This is a genomic window from Bryocella elongata (assembly GCF_900108185.1).
Classification (GTDB): domain Bacteria; phylum Acidobacteriota; class Terriglobia; order Terriglobales; family Acidobacteriaceae; genus Granulicella; species Granulicella elongata.
In genome coordinates this window covers 20,389-36,152 of the sequence record NZ_FNVA01000004.1, presented here as the reverse complement: position 1 = coordinate 36,152, position 15,764 = coordinate 20,389, and the positions used below count along the sequence as shown (strand labels likewise).

At 60.8% G+C, this 15,764-nt stretch carries 8 protein-coding genes; all 8 read left to right on the top strand.

Going from position 1 to position 15,764, the window contains the following annotated elements:
• The first annotated feature begins 1,046 nt into the window (after nucleotides 1-1,046).
• From C4S68_RS12080 to C4S68_RS12045, 8 genes are read left to right on the top strand one after another with little or no spacing between them, the layout of a single operon-like run.
• A complete protein-coding gene (locus C4S68_RS12080) occupies nucleotides 1,047-2,309 on the top strand; it encodes an efflux RND transporter periplasmic adaptor subunit (protein ID WP_103933350.1) in 1,263 nt (420 codons plus the stop codon).
• 26 nt (nucleotides 2,310-2,335) lie between these two features.
• Nucleotides 2,336-3,088: an ABC transporter ATP-binding protein gene (locus tag C4S68_RS12075; protein WP_103933349.1), complete on the top strand. Its 753-nt coding sequence runs from the start codon at nucleotides 2,336-2,338 to the stop codon at nucleotides 3,086-3,088.
• Nucleotides 3,089-3,103: 15 nt separating this feature from the next.
• Nucleotides 3,104-5,542 carry an ABC transporter permease gene (locus C4S68_RS12070; RefSeq protein ID WP_103933348.1) on the top strand — a complete coding sequence of 813 codons (2,439 nt, stop codon included), beginning with the start codon at nucleotides 3,104-3,106 and terminating at the stop codon, nucleotides 5,540-5,542.
• A 10-nt stretch (nucleotides 5,543-5,552) separates the two neighbouring features.
• Nucleotides 5,553-8,084, top strand: a complete 2,532-nt coding sequence (locus C4S68_RS12065; protein WP_103933347.1) for an ABC transporter permease — start codon at nucleotides 5,553-5,555, stop codon at nucleotides 8,082-8,084.
• Nucleotides 8,085-8,090: 6 nt separating this feature from the next.
• Nucleotides 8,091-10,637, top strand: coding sequence for an ABC transporter permease (locus C4S68_RS12060; protein WP_235011553.1), 2,547 nt, complete (start codon nucleotides 8,091-8,093; stop codon nucleotides 10,635-10,637).
• A gap of 11 nt (nucleotides 10,638-10,648) precedes the next feature.
• Entirely contained in the window at nucleotides 10,649-13,099 is a 2,451-nt protein-coding gene (locus tag C4S68_RS12055; protein ID WP_103933346.1) for an ABC transporter permease, read from the top strand.
• A gap of 30 nt (nucleotides 13,100-13,129) precedes the next feature.
• The gene (locus C4S68_RS12050; protein WP_103933345.1) at nucleotides 13,130-13,837 is read left to right on the top strand and encodes an ABC transporter ATP-binding protein; all 708 of its coding nucleotides are present in this window, start codon (nucleotides 13,130-13,132) and stop codon (nucleotides 13,835-13,837) included.
• Between the two features lie 3 nt (nucleotides 13,838-13,840).
• Nucleotides 13,841-15,763 (top strand): TolC family protein, encoded by a 1,923-nt coding sequence (locus C4S68_RS12045; RefSeq protein ID WP_103933344.1) that lies wholly within the window; start codon nucleotides 13,841-13,843, stop codon nucleotides 15,761-15,763.
• Nucleotide 15,764 lies beyond the last annotated feature (1 nt).

Genomic DNA, 15,764 nt, shown 5'->3' with positions numbered 1-15,764 from the left:
CAGAGTGGCGAGCGGGCGATCGATCACCGTTGGGAACGATGAGTATTCCTTTTCAGGAACAGTAGGACACAAACCCGCATCCGCCGACAGCAATGTGCGACGGACAACAAAGCATGTTGGAGTTACGTGCCATAGGCTGGAATTTACCTACGTCCTGCTCGGCTGTCAAGATGCAAGTCGCAAGTTCTGCGAAGAGTCATCTTGCGGATACGAAGTGAGAGATGCAGCCAAGCATAGCGGGAGAATGATTTGGCTCACACAGGTAGTCTGTGCTCAATAGCAACATGCGCGGGGTAAAACGAGCGCCAAGTTCCAGATTCCACCACTTGAATTCACACGATTTAGACCCCAGGTTTTCATTTCGAGAGAAGTGCAAACGAAAAATTCTCGAGCATACCTGGGAATGCTTGCCCTGAACAACATCGGTTGTTTTATTGAGAATCGAGGCTTGCCTTGGCTATTTCGTAGATGCGTCGACTCCATGATCTGCCCGTTTCTTTCGCTGGTTGGGCTGCGATGTAATTCAGAGGGCTTTGGGGGCATTTCTGGTGCCCAATGGACAGCAGTTCTAAAGGCTGATTTACAAGGGCAGGAGACGCAATCGTTTGCGCCTGCCGAGTTCCTTAGAACCCGAATGGCCATTGCCACCCGCAGATGCCTGCAAGTGCTCGGAAATCCAGGTGCACTGCCGGGGAGTATCAGTCGCGCGAGAGTCCTTGGGCTGCTATCGCGAAGCTCACCGGTTGGACTCCTGCCCGGGCCACCACGCCACCAGCGTTCCCCCTTTTTGTCCTCGACCATCAGGGATCTGTCTTACGCGTTGCGTTCACGTGGGTTTGTTTTCAGGACAACTCATTTCGCCGGGCAATGAGATGCTCGACGGCAACATCGCCCTTGATGACCAGGTTTCGAATGCCTGTCCATTTCCGAACACTGCTGTTCGCCTTCGAACGCGTGGGAGCTTGCCCCCACGAGCTAAGTCGTTGACTTGTAAGAAGCATGAGCGGTGAGAGTTCTGGCAGCCTGCGTGCTCTTCACTATAAGCAATGGACATCTCACGACCTGATCTTCGCAAGAAAAAGATGCGGCGAAATCTTGCGCTGGCCGCGGCCGGCATTGCGGCCCTTGCATTGGCTGCCTTTCTCCTCATGCGGCTCAAGCCTGCCATCCCGACGGTGGATGCGGCCGTCTGGACCGACACCGTCAAGCGTGGTTCCCTGGTGCGCCAGGTTCGCGGACCCGGTACGCTTGTCCCGCGTGAGGACCGCATTCGCCTCATCCCGGCAGAGACCGAAGCGACGGTCGTTCGAATCCGGGTGCTCCCAGGCGCTCGCGTCGAGCCGGATTCGGTGGTGATGGATCTCGTCGATCCTGAGTTACAGCAACAGCTGCTCGATGCGAAGCTCCAGCTGCAGGCGGCGCAGGCTGACTACAAGAACACCGAGGCTCGTCTCCAGAGCGACCTGATGACGCAGCGTGCCGGTGCAGCAACCGTGGGCGCCGACCAGAAACAGGCCCAGTTGCAGGCGCAAACGGACAAGAGTCTCTATGACCTCGGCGTCATCAGCGGCCTCGCTTACAGCGCGTCCAAGGGTAAGGCCGATGAACTGGGGCAACGCAATGAGCTCGAGGGGCAGCGCCTCGACCTCAACCGCAAGGCCATCGCAACACAACTCGCGGTGCAGCAGTCCAAGGTGCAACAGGCCGAAGCGATCCTCATGCTCCGGCAGAAGCAACAGGATGCACTCAGCGTTCGCGCCGGCATCTCCGGTGTACTGGTCGATCTTCCGCACCAGGTGGGAGAACACGTCGCGATCGGGACAACGCTCGCCAAGGTGGTGCAGCCGGACCAGCTGAAGGCTTCGTTGAAGATCGCGGAGACCCAGGCACGCGACATCCAGATCGGCCAGCCTGCCGAGATCGACACGCATAACGGCGTCATCGATGGCAAGGTCACACGCATCGATCCGGCCGTACAGAACGGCACCGTCACGGTGGATGTCGAACTGACCGGAACGTTGCCGCAGGGAGCACGGCCCGACCTCTCCGTAGACGGGACGATCGACCTGGATCGACTGAGTAATGTGCTCTATGTTGGACGCCCCGCCTTTGGCAACGAGAACTCAACCATCTCCCTCTTCCGCGTCTCGTCCGACGGCAAGACCGCGACACGAGTGCCGGTGAAGGTAGGACGCGCCTCAGTGAACAGCATCCAGGTCATCGAAGGCCTGAACGCGGGAGATACCGTCATCCTCTCCGACATGTCTCGCTGGGACTCCACACAACAGGTCCGCCTCCAGAACCCATAGACGCAGCTGCTCAGAAAGGAATCTTTATGGCCATCACGGAATCCGAGAGTCTCATCCACATCGAGGAGCTCACCAAGGTCTTTTACACCGACGAGATCGAGACCCATGCGCTCTCGGGCATTCATCTCGACATTGCCCGTGGCGAGTACGTGGCGATGTCGGGACCGTCCGGCTGCGGCAAGTCGACGCTGCTGTCGATCCTCGGGCTGCTCGATACACCCACGGGCGGACGTTACACGTTGAACGGCAAGGAGGTCGCGAACCTCGACTTTGCCGCGCGCTCCCGCATCCGTAATCAGGAGATCGGCTTCATCTTTCAGAGCTTCAATCTCATCGGCGACCTGACGGTCTTCGAGAACGTCGAGCTTCCGCTGACGTATCGCTCCGGCATGTCCACGGCCGAACGGAAGGAGCGCGTGATGAACTCGCTGGAGCGCGTGCACATGGCGCATCGAACGCGGCACTATCCGGCACAGCTCTCTGGCGGCCAGCAGCAGCGTGTCGCTGTAGCGCGAGCGCTCAGTGGTTCGCCCTCAATCCTTCTCGCCGACGAGCCCACCGGCAACCTCGACTCCAAGAATGGGGAAGCTGTGATGAAGCTGCTGCAGGAGCTGCATGCGGAAGGATCGACCATATGCATGGTCACGCACGATCCGCGCTTCGCCGCCCACGCGCAGCGGCAGATTCATCTCTTCGACGGCAAGGTGGTCGCCGAAGGCGAGCTGCTGCAGCTTCTCGCTGACCCAGCGCACAATCCCTCGACCACCGCCACGCTATAGCGTCAGGAGCCCGTCATGCACACGATCCTGCAAGATCTCCGGTTCACTCTTCGCCAATTGCGCTCGGCTCCTAGCTTTGCGATCACCACGATCCTTACCCTGGCGCTGGGTATCGGATGCGCCACCGCTGTCTTCAGCGTGATCGATGCGACTCTACTGCGTCCGTTGCCATTCGCACATCAAGGCGAGATCGTCGTACCCGAGACGCTCGCGATTGCGGGCTTCCACCAGCCATGGTCCTTGCCGAGCTACCTCGATGCCCGTCAGCAGCTTGACACCTTCTCCGCGCTCGCAGGTTACAGCACTTTTGCAAGGGTCAATCTCGAAGGCCCAAGTGGACCCGTCTCTCTACCCGCGGTAAAGTCCACCGATAACTTCTTCACGGTCTTTGGCGTGAAGCCGCTCCTTGGCCGTACGTACCTGCCCGGCGAAGATCAACCCGGCCGGGACGACGTGGCCGTGCTCAGTTATGAGGTATGGCAACGGGAGTTCAGCAGCCAGACGGATGTCGTTGGCAAAGTTGTTCGGCTTGACGGCAAGCCCTTCACCATCCTCGGCGTGATGCCCGCCGGTTTCCGCTTTCCACTGCAGACGATCCACGCCATCTACATCCCATTGCATGCGGATCCGTTCTATATCTCGTGCCGAGCATGCCACTGGATGGAGACAGTTGGCCTGCTCAAGCCCGGAGTGACGCTGGAGCGTTCACAAGCCAACTTCAACGAGACATTTACCAATCTTGCTCGCTCCTATCCCGCGAGCGATACGGGACGCACCGTTCATGTGCTCCCGTTGCAGGTTTCAATCAACAAGCAGGCCGGAGCGCCTTTGAAGACCCTTGGCTTTGCCGCGCTCGCGCTGCTCTCGATCGCGTGTGTCAATGTCGCGGGATTACTCCTGGCACGTGGCGTAAAGCGGGAACGTGAGATGGCGTTGCGTGCCGCCGTTGGAGCGGGGCGTGCCCGCATCATCCGGCAAATGATTACAGAAAGCCTTGCGCTTTCTGCCGCGGGACTTGGTCTCGGAATGGCCATTGCGTGGTTATTGCTTGCGGCCATGCGAACCTTCCTCATCTCTGCCCTGGCGCGCGGTATCGATGTACACCTTAACCTGCCCGCGCTCGGCGTCGCACTGTTGCTTTCGGGACTTACAAGTCTTGCTGCGTCGATGGCGCCAGCGCTTCGACTTTCAGGAACAGATCCAGTCCTCGCGCTACGTTCCGGTGTCTCGACCGGTCCCAGCCGAAGCCAGCACCGGCTGCGCTCCAGCTTCATTGTGATGCAAGTGGCGCTTTCAATGGTGTTGCTTTCCGTCGCAGGGCTGCTTCTGCGGAATCTTGCCTCGATGCTCACAACCGAGTTGGGGTATCCCGCCGAAAAGATCCTCACGACCCAGGTAACGTTGTCGCCTGCGAGCTACGCCGGCAAAGATCCGATCGCGACTCTCTATCAACCATTGCTGGACCGTGTCTCGCACATGCCTGGAGTCCAGGCGGCAGGCTTCATCAACGTGCTCCCGATTCAAAACTTCGGCAGCAACCGCGATACGCACATTACGGGCCAGCCACCTTATCCACCCAGACTCGACGTGACTGCGGAGACGCGCTACGTCACCCCCGGCTACTTCGACGCGATGGGCATTCACCTTGTGCGCGGTCGCATGCTCACGGAAGGACTCGACCCGTGGCAGAATCCGGCGGGCACCGTCGTCGTCAATGAGGCCTTCCAGCGCAAGTTCTTCTCGAGCGGAGGCGATCCTGTTGGCGCTCATATCGACGACAACGACAAGGCGGAGTTGAAAACCACCATCGTCGGCAAGGTGACCGACATTCGCCAGGATTTCCGTCAGCCTCCGATGGCCGAGATGGACTATCTTGCCACCGAGTTTCCGCCGAAGGACCGCATCCAGATGCTTCCTTCGATGACGTTGGTCGTTCGCTCCAGCGGTGATCCCGGGCAGTTGATTGCTCCGATCCGTGATGCGCTCCATCAGATCGACCCGACCATCCCCTTCCAGACACCGGAGACGATGGCGCAGGTCGTGCGCGACTCCCTGGTCTTCGACCGAATGGAAAATTGGCTCTTCGGCATCTTCGCCGGCTTCGCTCTGCTGTTGTCTCTGGTCGGTCTCTATGGGCTGATTCAGCATGAGGTGACATTACGCAGACGCGATATCGGTTTGCGGATTGCCCTCGGTTCAACCCGCTTACGAGTGGTCGTTGAGGTGATCCAACGCGTCACGCTGCTGATGGCCGGTGGCATCGCCATGGGCTGGGGGCTGACGCTGGCCTTACAGAGAATCCTCGGCTCTGTCGTCGAGATGCATGCGGCACACGATGCTGCGCTGCTCTCGGGCCTGACGCTGGCACTCGCGCTCGCGGGTATCGCCGCGAGCCTGCTCCCCGCCACACAGGCCGCCACCATCGACCCCATGCACGCCCTTCGATCGGAGTAAGGACAACCTCATGCACACCATCTTCCAGGATCTTCGCTTCGCTCTCCGTCAGCTTCGACGGTCGCCCGCACTGGCGGTGACGGCAGTACTTACCCTTGCTCTCGGGATCGGCGCCAACAGCGCTATCTTCTCCCTGCTCGATCAGGCTCTGTTGCGCTCGCTTCCCGTTTACGAACCGCAGCGGCTCGTCATCCTCGAAGGCACCGGCGCTGCATGGGACGGCAACACCAGCAACTATGGCGGCGACATCGCAGCCTACTTCTCCTACCCCATGTACAAGGACCTCCGCGACCGCACCGTCCCCGGCGGCAAGCACGTCTTTTCAGGTCTCATCACCACCGCGCCCATCTACGTTGGGATCAGCCGGAACGGTTCATCCGAGACCACTCAGGGCGAGATCGTCAGCGGCAACTACTTTACCGTCCTCGGAGTTCAACCCTTCCTCGGCCGCCTACTCACCCAGAACGACGATACCGCGCCGGGCGCAAACCCTGTCGCCGTCCTCAGCTTCGACTACTGGGCAAACCACCTTGGTTCGAACCCCAGCGTCGTGGGTCAAACTCTTTCCCTTGACGGTCACCCCTTCCAGATCCTCGGCGTCGCTCCTGCAAGCTTTCGCAGTGCCGTGTGGGGCCAGACACCGGCCCTTTTCGTGCCGATGTCCATGCAGCCTCAGGTCTCGCTCTCCCGGCCTACCCGTCTCATCGACCACAGCTCTCGCTGGCTGAACATCATCGGCCGCCTGCAACCCGGAGAGACACCGGCCCAGGCGGAAACCGCCCTTGCACCACTGTGGCATGGCCTGCGCGCTGAAGAACTCAAGGCCCTGGGCACGCGCTCGAAGCGCTTCACTACCGAGTTCCTCGACCAGAGCCGCTTACGGGTACTCCCTGGCGCGAGCGGCTTCTCGTACCAGCGAGAAGACTTCCAGAAACCCCTGCTGGCGATCATGGGCATGGCGGTGCTCGTCCTGTTCATCGCCTCGGTCAACGTGGCAAGCCTGTTGCTTGTGAGATCAGCATCCCGTGTGCGCGAGTTCAGCCTTCGCTATGCGTTGGGAGCAGGCGGCAGACGCATCCTGCAACAGCTTCTGCTTGAGGGTCTGCTGATTGGCATCGCCGGAGGCACAATCGGACTGATTCTCGCGCCGTTTGCTCTGCACGCGCTGGTAGCGCAACTCGCAGGCGACAATCCTGACGTCGCCTTTACCTCGAGCCTCGACCTTCGCGCGTTGATATTCAACTTCACGATAGCGCTGCTGGTGAGCGTGGCGTTCTCGCTCGTCCCGGCGATGCAGATCCGCCGCCCGAACCTTGCCGAGGGCCTCGGTCAGAAATCGTCCACAGGGACAGGCGGCATGTTGCAGCTGCGACGCTTCATTGTCTGCCTTCAGATGGGCCTCAGCGTCATCCTTCTCATCGGCGCCGGGCTCTTCGTTCGCACCATGCAGAACCTCCGGCACGTCGACGTGGGCTTCCGCCCCGGCAACCTCATCACGTTCGGCGTCAATCCTCGGCTTGCCGGCTACGCTCAGGATGCTGTTCCTGCCATTCACCAGCGCATCCTCGACACCCTCGTTACGCTTCCGGGCGTGCAGTCCGTAGCCGCCACCGACGATCCCGAGCTCGCCAATAACAACCACGCAGGTAACGTCACCGTCGCCGGCTACATCGCCCCACCGGACGAATCAACCGACGTGGAGTTTCCCAGCATTACGCCAACCTACTTCAGCGCCCTGCAGATGCCACTGGTCGCCGGGCGCAGCTTCACCGAAAGCGACGATGCCAACCACCCCAAGGTCGCAATCGTGAACGAGACATTCGCGCGCCACTTCTGCGGTACCTCAGCCAGTTGCGTCGGTCGCATGATGGCAAACGGCGGTGGCAACGGAGTCAAACTCGATACACAGATCGTTGGCGTTGTGCATGACGCAAGACACACCTCCGTCAACGATCCCATCATTCCCACCTCCTTTCGTCCTGTGAAGCAGAATGCCGCAGTCAGCGAGCTTTACTACTACCTTCGCTCTTCCGGCAGCGCTTCCGACCAGCTGCCTACGATACGCCGCGTGATGCAGCAGCTCGATTCCTCGCTGGGCCTTGAAGACCTCCGCACCATGGACGCGCAGATCGAAGACAGCCTGTCGAACCAGCGTCTCGTGGCAATGCTGGCTGTAGCTTTCGGCATTCTTGCGACGGTGCTTGCGGGAGTCGGTATCTACGGTGTGCTGGCATTCACCACCGCACAACGCACGCGCGAGATTGGGATCCGCATTGCGCTTGGTTCGTCGCGGCTTGCCATCGCCCACATCGTCTTCTCCGACGTGCTGCTGCTTGCTGCCATCGGCATCGCCATCGCTCTGCCGCTGGCCTACGGGCTCAGTCACCTGCTCACGAGCCAGCTCTTCGGCGTCTCACCCGCCGACCCGCTCACGCTCCTCGGCGCCGTCCTCCTTATCACTCTGGTCGCGTTCGTTGCAGCGCTGCTGCCTGCGCAGCGAGCCGCATCGGTCAACCCCACCCAAGCCCTTCGCTCGGAATAAGGAGACATGATGATGTCATCCATCCTGCAGGATCTTCGCTTCACTCTGCGCCAACTGCGCAAGAGCCCGGGCTTTGCCATCACCGCGGTGCTAACGCTGGCGCTTGGCATTGGAGCGAACACTTCCATCTTCACGCTGGTGCACGCTGTCCTCTTGCGTAATCTTCCTGTTGCCGATCCAAAGACGCTGCTTCGCCTGGGAGACAGGGAGGACTGCTGCGCGCTCTCCGGCATCCCTCCGCACGATAGCTATTCCCTGTTTCCGTGGGAGCTCTATAAGCATCTGCAGGCCTCTGCGCCCGAATTCGAGCAACTCGCCGCGATGCAGTCCTACCCGTGGAAGATGACGGTGCTGAGCAACCGACCAGGTGATTACGCGCAGGGAGTTCCCGTCAGCTTCGTCTCTGGAAACTACTTCGAGACCTTTGGCCTCTCGCCCTTCGCGGGGCGCCTGCTCACCCCGGCCGATGACCAGCCCGAGGCTATCCCCGTCGCCGTCATCAGCTACCAGACCTGGCAGCGAGACTATGGCTCGGACCTTTCCATCGTAGGGAAAACATTCCTCTTCAAGACCCATCCCGTCACGATCGTCGGTATCGCACCCGCAGGCTTTTACGGTGAACGCATGATCCGGACTCCAGCGAACTTCTATCTGCCTTTCTCCCTCGAACCGACCGTGACTCAGACCTCGCTGCTTCACAACAGGTCGACGAACTGGATCTACCTTCTGGGCCGTTTGAAGCCCGGCGTAGCCACCGGTCCTCTGCAAGAGAAGATCTCCGCAAGTCTGCGTCAGTGGCTGGGAGACAACGTCGACATCTACCAGCGTGCCGATGCCAGGCATCATCTCGACGCATCGCACATCACGCTAACCCCCGGGGGCGCGGGCATCGCCAGCATGCAGGCCGAATACAGAAGCGGGCTATCTCTGTTGATGGCGATCTCAGGGCTCGTGCTGCTCATCGCTTGTGCCAACCTCGCGAACCTCATGCTGGTCAGGGCCATCGCGCGCTCCGCGGAGACTTCGCTGCGCATGGCCCTGGGAGCACAGCGGACCCGCATCCTTCGGCAGATGTTGACCGAGAGCCTGACACTCTCAATCCTGGGCGGCGGTGCAGGCCTTGCGCTCGCGTATGCCGGAACGAAGATGCTCCTGCTGCTCGCGTTTCCCAATTCGCCGGGCCTCCCGATCAGTGCAACGCCCTCGCTTCCGGTCTTCACCTTTGCGCTGGTCATCACGATGCTGACCGCGATCGCCTTTGGCCTGGCACCAGCGTGGATCACCACCATGGCGCAGCCTGCGGAGGCCTTGCGGTCTTCCACGCGAACGACTCGCAGCCACGCTTCATGGCTGCAGCGGTCCCTCGTCGTCGTGCAAGCCGCGCTCTCACTCATGCTACTGGTCGGCGCGGGCCTGCTCTCGAAGAGCCTTGCCCGACTCGAGCATCAGGACTTTGGCTTCACGACCGAGAATCGCTATGTGATCCACATGGATCCCGAAAGCGCAGGCTATAAGCCGGGCCAACTGCAGGGACTGTATGACGAGGTGGAGCGAAGGTTTCGCGCGATCCCTGGCGTAGACCAGGTCGGGCTCTCCAGCTACTCTCCACTGGAGGGAGACAGCTGGGGCGAAGACATCTTCCTCAACGGCCGCCCGGAGCCGGGCTCCGACCAGAGCATCAATTCACGCTGGCTGCGAGTCAGCCCGGAGATGCTCGACCTCGTCGGGGAAGCCGTCATCCAGGGCCGCAGCGTCACCGCCAACGATACCGCTGCGGCGCCTGGCATCGCCGTCGTGAATCAGGCCTTCGTCCGGAAGTTCTTTCACGGAGGAGAGAATCCTATCGGTGCGAGATTCGGCACGAATGGCATGACGAGCACCAACGACTTCACCATCGTTGGCGTCGTGAAAGATGCCAAGTGGGAAGACCCCAGCGATGACGTTGCGCCCCGATTCTTCCGGCCGCTGCTGCAACTCGCGGCCAGCGATCCCCAGGGCGAGACCCGTTCTCTGCATACGAACACGATCATGCTGCGCACGCGCGGCGAGGTCGCGGGCCTGGAATCCGAAGCACGTCGCATCCTCGCCAGCATCAATCCCAATCTTCCTGTCACGTACTACTCAACATTCGCGGATCAGATTGCGTCCCAGTTCACGCAGCAGAGGCTGCTCGCACGTTTGGCACTGCTCTTCAGCCTGCTTGCATTACTGCTGGCCGCGATCGGACTTTACGGTGTCACGGCGTACATGGTTGCGCGGCGCACGGCGGAGATCGGGATCCGTATGGCGCTCGGTGCTCGTCGCGTCGACGCGTTGTGGCTTGTGCTGAAGCGTGGCATTGGTCTCGCCTGCGCCGGCCTCGTCCTCGGCCTTGTTGCATCGGCCATGCTCACCCGCCTGCTGGCTTCGCTGCTCTTTCAGGTCGCACCGCTCGACCCTGTGACCTTCGCCGAGACGACAGTCCTGCTTCTGTCTGTCGCTTGCTTCGCATGCCTTCTCCCGGCCTATCGGGCGTCTCGCGTCAACCCCAACGAAGCCCTGCGCTCTGAATAAGAAGGGAGCCAATGACCTCTATCCCCCAAGACCTTCGATCCGTACTTCGCCAGATTCGAAAAGCTCCGGCGTTTGCCCTGATGGTTGTGGCAACTATGGCACTCGGCATCGGCTCAACCACAGCGGTCTTCTCACTGGTTGACACCGTCTTGCTGCATCCGCTGCCGTTCTCGCAGCCCGATCGGCTGGTCGCACTCAACACGCTGGAGCAGCCACGCGGCAACAGCGGCGAACCTGCCACCGCGCCCTCAGACACCTCGTATCCGAACTTCTTCGACTGGCGTGATCAGGCGAAGAGCTTTCAGCAGATGGCCAGTTATCAAGGCCAGTCCTTCACGCTGGGACTGAGCAATGCACCGGCGCGACGCATCGACGGCCTGGGGGTTTCCGCCGACTTCTTTACGATGCTCAGGGTCGCCCCCGCTCTCGGTCGCACCTTTACACGAGCCGAGGAGCAGGCAGGCAATCGTTCCGTCATCATCAGCTACAGTCTCTGGCGGGACGCATTCAATGCGAGCCCTGCAGTCCTGGGCAAGGCCGTTCTCCTCAACGAGGAGACCTACACCATCGTCGGCGTGATGCCGGCAAGCTTTCAATTCCCCAACGCACCCGATGCGGAGGTATGGGTGACGCCGTCCGTCGCGATGGAGGGCAAGAATCCGTCTGGCAAGCAGCGCGGCTGGAACCAGATCAGCGTCCTCGGGCGGCTTGCCGATGGGGTCGGCATCGACCAGGCACGTGCAGAGATGCAGACCATCCAACTGGCGCTGGTGAAGCAGTACCCCGACGATAATTCGAAAGAAACAGCGGTCGCTGTCGTGCCGGAGCTTCAGGACCTCGTGGGTGATTTACGGCGGCCACTCCGCATCCTCTTCGCTGCCGTCTCATTTCTCTTGCTCATTGCCTGCGCGAATGTCGCAGGATTATTTCTAACGCGGACCGTCGCACGGCAACCCGAACTGGCGCTGCGTTCTGCTCTTGGAGCTTCCCGGCTTCGCATCGTGCGTCAGCTGATGCTCGAATCGCTAAGCCTGTCCCTCCTGGGAGGAGCAGGTGGGGTCGCCCTGACAGCGGTGGTTCTGCGGCTCAGTCCTAACTTACTTCCTGACGACCTTCCAAGACTCCACGAACTCTCACTCAACCCGCAGGTTCTACTCTTCGCGCTCCTGGCTTCGATCCTTACCGGGCTGCTCTTCACCGCCTTTCCCGCGTGGCGCGGCTGCAGACTCGATCCTGCCATCGGACTGCGTCACAGCACTCGTTCCGCCACTGCGGGACGGAGTCAACACCGGCTTCACAGCGCCCTGATTATCGGCGAGACGGCGATGAGTCTGGTGCTGCTCGTGGGCGCGGGCTTGCTGATCCGGAGCTTTGACAAGCTCCTGTCTGTCGATCCAGGTTTCTCGCCCCAACATCTGCTTACCTTCCGCGTCGGCATGCCCTCCAAGCGCTTCCGCGACGACAAGCTTCTTCGCCTCGCGCAACAACTTCAGTCGAGCTTTTCCGTTCTCCCCGGCGTTCGGGACGCAACGTTCGCCTATCCGATGCCGCTGACCGGAGGCGACATGAACATCAGCTTCACGATCCCCACCCATCCCACCTCAGCAGCCGAAGCCCCTTCGGCCCGTGTCAGCCTTGTTGCAGCGAACTTCTTCCAATCGATGCAGATCCCGCTGCGCCGGGGCCGCTTCTTCGATACGCGAGAGGAACAACCCGATAGCCCACCGGCCATCATCATCAACCAGGCGTTCGCCAATCGTTACTTTCCGGGCGAAGACCCCCTCGGCAAACGAGTCCAGTCGGATATCTCTTCGAGTGACCAACCGCAGTCGCGCGAGGTCGTTGGAGTCGTCGGAAATGTCACTCGTCTAAGCCTTGAGGAGTCGGCCCAGCCGGAGTACTACATTCCCTTTGCCCAGGTGCCGATCGGCCCGCCGGTGTTCGCCATTCGCGTTGCGGGCGATCCGGCCAGTTATGACCAGACCGTGCGTGCCACGGTCGTCCGTCAGGACCCAAGCCTACCGGTCTACGCCATGCGCACGAACCTGCTCGCACGTTCTACAGCGCAGCAACGCTTCCAAACACTGCTGATCTCGATCTTCGCGACCCTCGCAATACTGCTTTCTGCGCTCGGGCTCTACGCCGTGACGAGCTACATGGTGGCTCAACGCACGCTGGAACTGGGATTGCGGATGACGCTGGGAGCGCGGCGATGGGACGTGCTTCGGTTGGTGCTCGATCGCGGTCTCGTGCTGTGCGCGACAGGACTTGCGCTGGGGCTCGTCGCGTCGGTCGCTCTGTCGCGTTACCTTGCGACGCTGCTCTTCCATACACCAGCGCTGGACCCCATCACCTTCAGCATGACAACGCTGCTCCTTCTCGCCATCTCGACGCTGTCCTGTCTTATACCCGCCGTCCGAGCTGCGCGCCTGGACCCAAATCAAGCCTTGCGACAGGAATAACCCAGCCCCGCGACACACGATAGGAACTCGATGATCAATATCCGCAATCTCGCACGAAGTTACAAGACCGGCCATACGGAGAGCTTCGTCCTGCGCCGCATCCAGCTGCAGATTCGTGCAGGCGAATTCGTCACCATCATGGGTCCCTCCGGCGCAGGTAAGTCTTCCCTGCTGCAGGTGCTGGCCATGCTGGATGACCATTGGCATGGCGAATTCACCTTCGAAGATCGTGCTGTCCACACCATGACTCGCAAGCAGCGCGCAGAGGTTGCGCGGCAGCGCATCGGCATGGTGTTCCAGAGTTATCACCTGCTGGACGACCTCACCGTCGCCGAAAACATCGACCTGCCGTTGAGCTACAAAGACATCTCCCGATCCAACCGCCAGGCGCTGGTGGCCGATACGCTGGACCGCTTCAGCATCGTAGGCAAGAAGGACCTGTATCCTTCGCAACTCTCCGGCGGACAGCAGCAGCTCGTCGGGATCGCGCGCGCGGTCATTCACAACCCATCCCTGCTTCTCGCGGACGAACCGACCGGCAATCTTCACTCGGCCCAGGCTGCGGAGATTATGCAGCTTTTTCGCAAGCTCAACGAGCAGGGCACCACCATCGTTCAGGTCACCCATTCTGAGACGAACGCAGCCTTCGGCACGCGAACGATCGAACTTCGCGATGGTTGGATCACACGCGATACCGCTAACCCAATGCTCCACGCCGTCCAGGAGACGACCGCCTAGACCATGACGCCTCGTAACTTCGTGACTGCATCCATCGCTCTGCTGGCCCTTCCGTATTCGACATTCGTTGCGGCGCAACAAGCATCGTTCCAGTCGGTGCAGGCTCCCCAGCCCGTGCTTCGTCTGGATATACCGCACTCAAGCAACCCATTCAACGCCTATCGCGCCAGCAACGTGGCTCGTCCGAATCTCGCCAACACGCCTCGCATTGATTCCCTCGTCCACGATGGCGTGTTACAACTCTCCCTGAGCGATGCCATCGCCCTCGCGCTGGAGAACAATCTCGATATCGCGATTGCCCGTTACAACCTGCCCATCGCTGCGGCCGACGTACTACGCACACGCGCCGGGGGTGTCTTTCGCGGCGTAAACACCGGCGTTGTACAGAACACGCCCGGCGGCGGGGTTGGCGGCTTTGGCTCGAGCTCCTCCGGAGCGGGAGCCGGGGGTACGAGTGGTGGCGCCGGTGGCGCGGGCACAGGCGCGTCCGGGCTGGTGCAGTCCACACTCGGTACAGGCACGGACGTCTCCTCATACGATCCGACGTTCACTGCCAACACCAACCTCGAGCACTACACCGAGCCGCTGTCGAACCTTACGCTGTACAACGTCCCCGTGCTCCGCACCAACACCATCGTGGGGAACTTTCATTTCTCCCAGGCGTTTGCCTCGGGGACGACGTTGTCCGTCACGCTAGACAACGACCGTGTCACCAACAACAGCCAATACACGCTGCTGACGCCTGAGATCGACACCTACTATCGCGTTCTGTTCCAGCAGCAGTTACTGGCCGGCTTTGGCCTCGGCCCCAATCTCCGCTATTTACGCATTGCGAAGAACAATCAGAAGATCTCCGACCAGGCATTCAAGCTGCAGATCATCAGCACCATCACCCAGATCGAGGACCTCTACTGGGACCTCGTGAGTGCCTATGAAGACGAGAGGGTGAAGAGCGCTTCGCTTGACTTTGCAAACCAAACCCTCGACACCGCCCGCAAAGAGCTCAAACTCGAGGCGATTCCTGCGATCGATGTATTAAAGGATGAGGGCGAGGTCGCAAACCGGCAACAGGACCTCACCATCGCACGCTCACAGCTACAATTTCAGGAGCTTCTCATCAAGAACGCTCTGACAAAGAACCTCGACGACCCGACGTTGGAAGCCATGCCCGTTCAGCCCACAGACTTGAGCACAGTATCGCTCGACGCCGCTGCGGCCTCCTCCAGTCCTACGGAAGACATCATTCAGCAAGCACTCACATCGCGCATCGAGCTCTCGGAGTCAAAGATCGATCTGCAGAGCCGAGACATGTCGCTCGCGTCAGCTCGCAACGCTCTGCTTCCAACGCTGGCGCTTACCGCCTACTACGGAGGGACGGGCCTGGGAGGCCCTGCAAATCCAGCATCGCACACTACGTCGACCGCTCCCGGCTCCTACAGCGGCGCTCTCAGCAATGCCTTCAACAACTCCGCACCTGACTACTACGTGGGGCTCTCGCTAACCGTGCCGATTCGCAATCGGATTGCGAAGTCCGATCAGTACCGCGCGGAACTGGAGTCGCGCCAGGCCGAGTTGCGCCTGGCACAGCTTCGCAAGCAGATCCGTATTGAGGTCCGCAATGCGCAGTACGCGCTTGACCAAAGCCAGGCTCGCGTTCAATTCGCCAATAAGGCCCGCGAACTGGCTCAACGGACGTTCGAGATCACCGCGAAGGAACAGTCGCTCGGCGCCGGGTCAGCCCTTCAAACTCTGGCGGCCCGGCATGACGTTGCTACGGCCGAGTCCGCGCTCGTCGCGGCGCGTACGGCCTACCAGAAGGCTCGCGTCGAACTGGACCGCGCCGTAGGCCGGACGCTCGAGGCAAACGCTATTTCTGTAGAATCGGCTCGTACTGGCGTGCCGCCATCGCAGGCAACGCAGCCGTAAT

Bases quoted from the DNA above. Each gene is read 5' to 3' on its own strand.
- C4S68_RS12080 (WP_103933350.1), top strand. From the start codon at position 1,047: ATGGACATCTCACGACCTGATCTTCGCAAGAAAAAGATGCGGCGAAAT.
- C4S68_RS12075 (WP_103933349.1), top strand. From the start codon at position 2,336: ATGGCCATCACGGAATCCGAGAGTCTCATCCACATCGAGGAGCTCACC.
- C4S68_RS12070 (WP_103933348.1), top strand. From the start codon at position 3,104: ATGCACACGATCCTGCAAGATCTCCGGTTCACTCTTCGCCAATTGCGC.
- C4S68_RS12065 (WP_103933347.1), top strand. From the start codon at position 5,553: ATGCACACCATCTTCCAGGATCTTCGCTTCGCTCTCCGTCAGCTTCGA.
- C4S68_RS12060 (WP_235011553.1), top strand. From the start codon at position 8,091: ATGATGATGTCATCCATCCTGCAGGATCTTCGCTTCACTCTGCGCCAA.
- C4S68_RS12055 (WP_103933346.1), top strand. From the start codon at position 10,649: ATGACCTCTATCCCCCAAGACCTTCGATCCGTACTTCGCCAGATTCGA.
- C4S68_RS12050 (WP_103933345.1), top strand. From the start codon at position 13,130: ATGATCAATATCCGCAATCTCGCACGAAGTTACAAGACCGGCCATACG.
- C4S68_RS12045 (WP_103933344.1), top strand. From the start codon at position 13,841: ATGACGCCTCGTAACTTCGTGACTGCATCCATCGCTCTGCTGGCCCTT.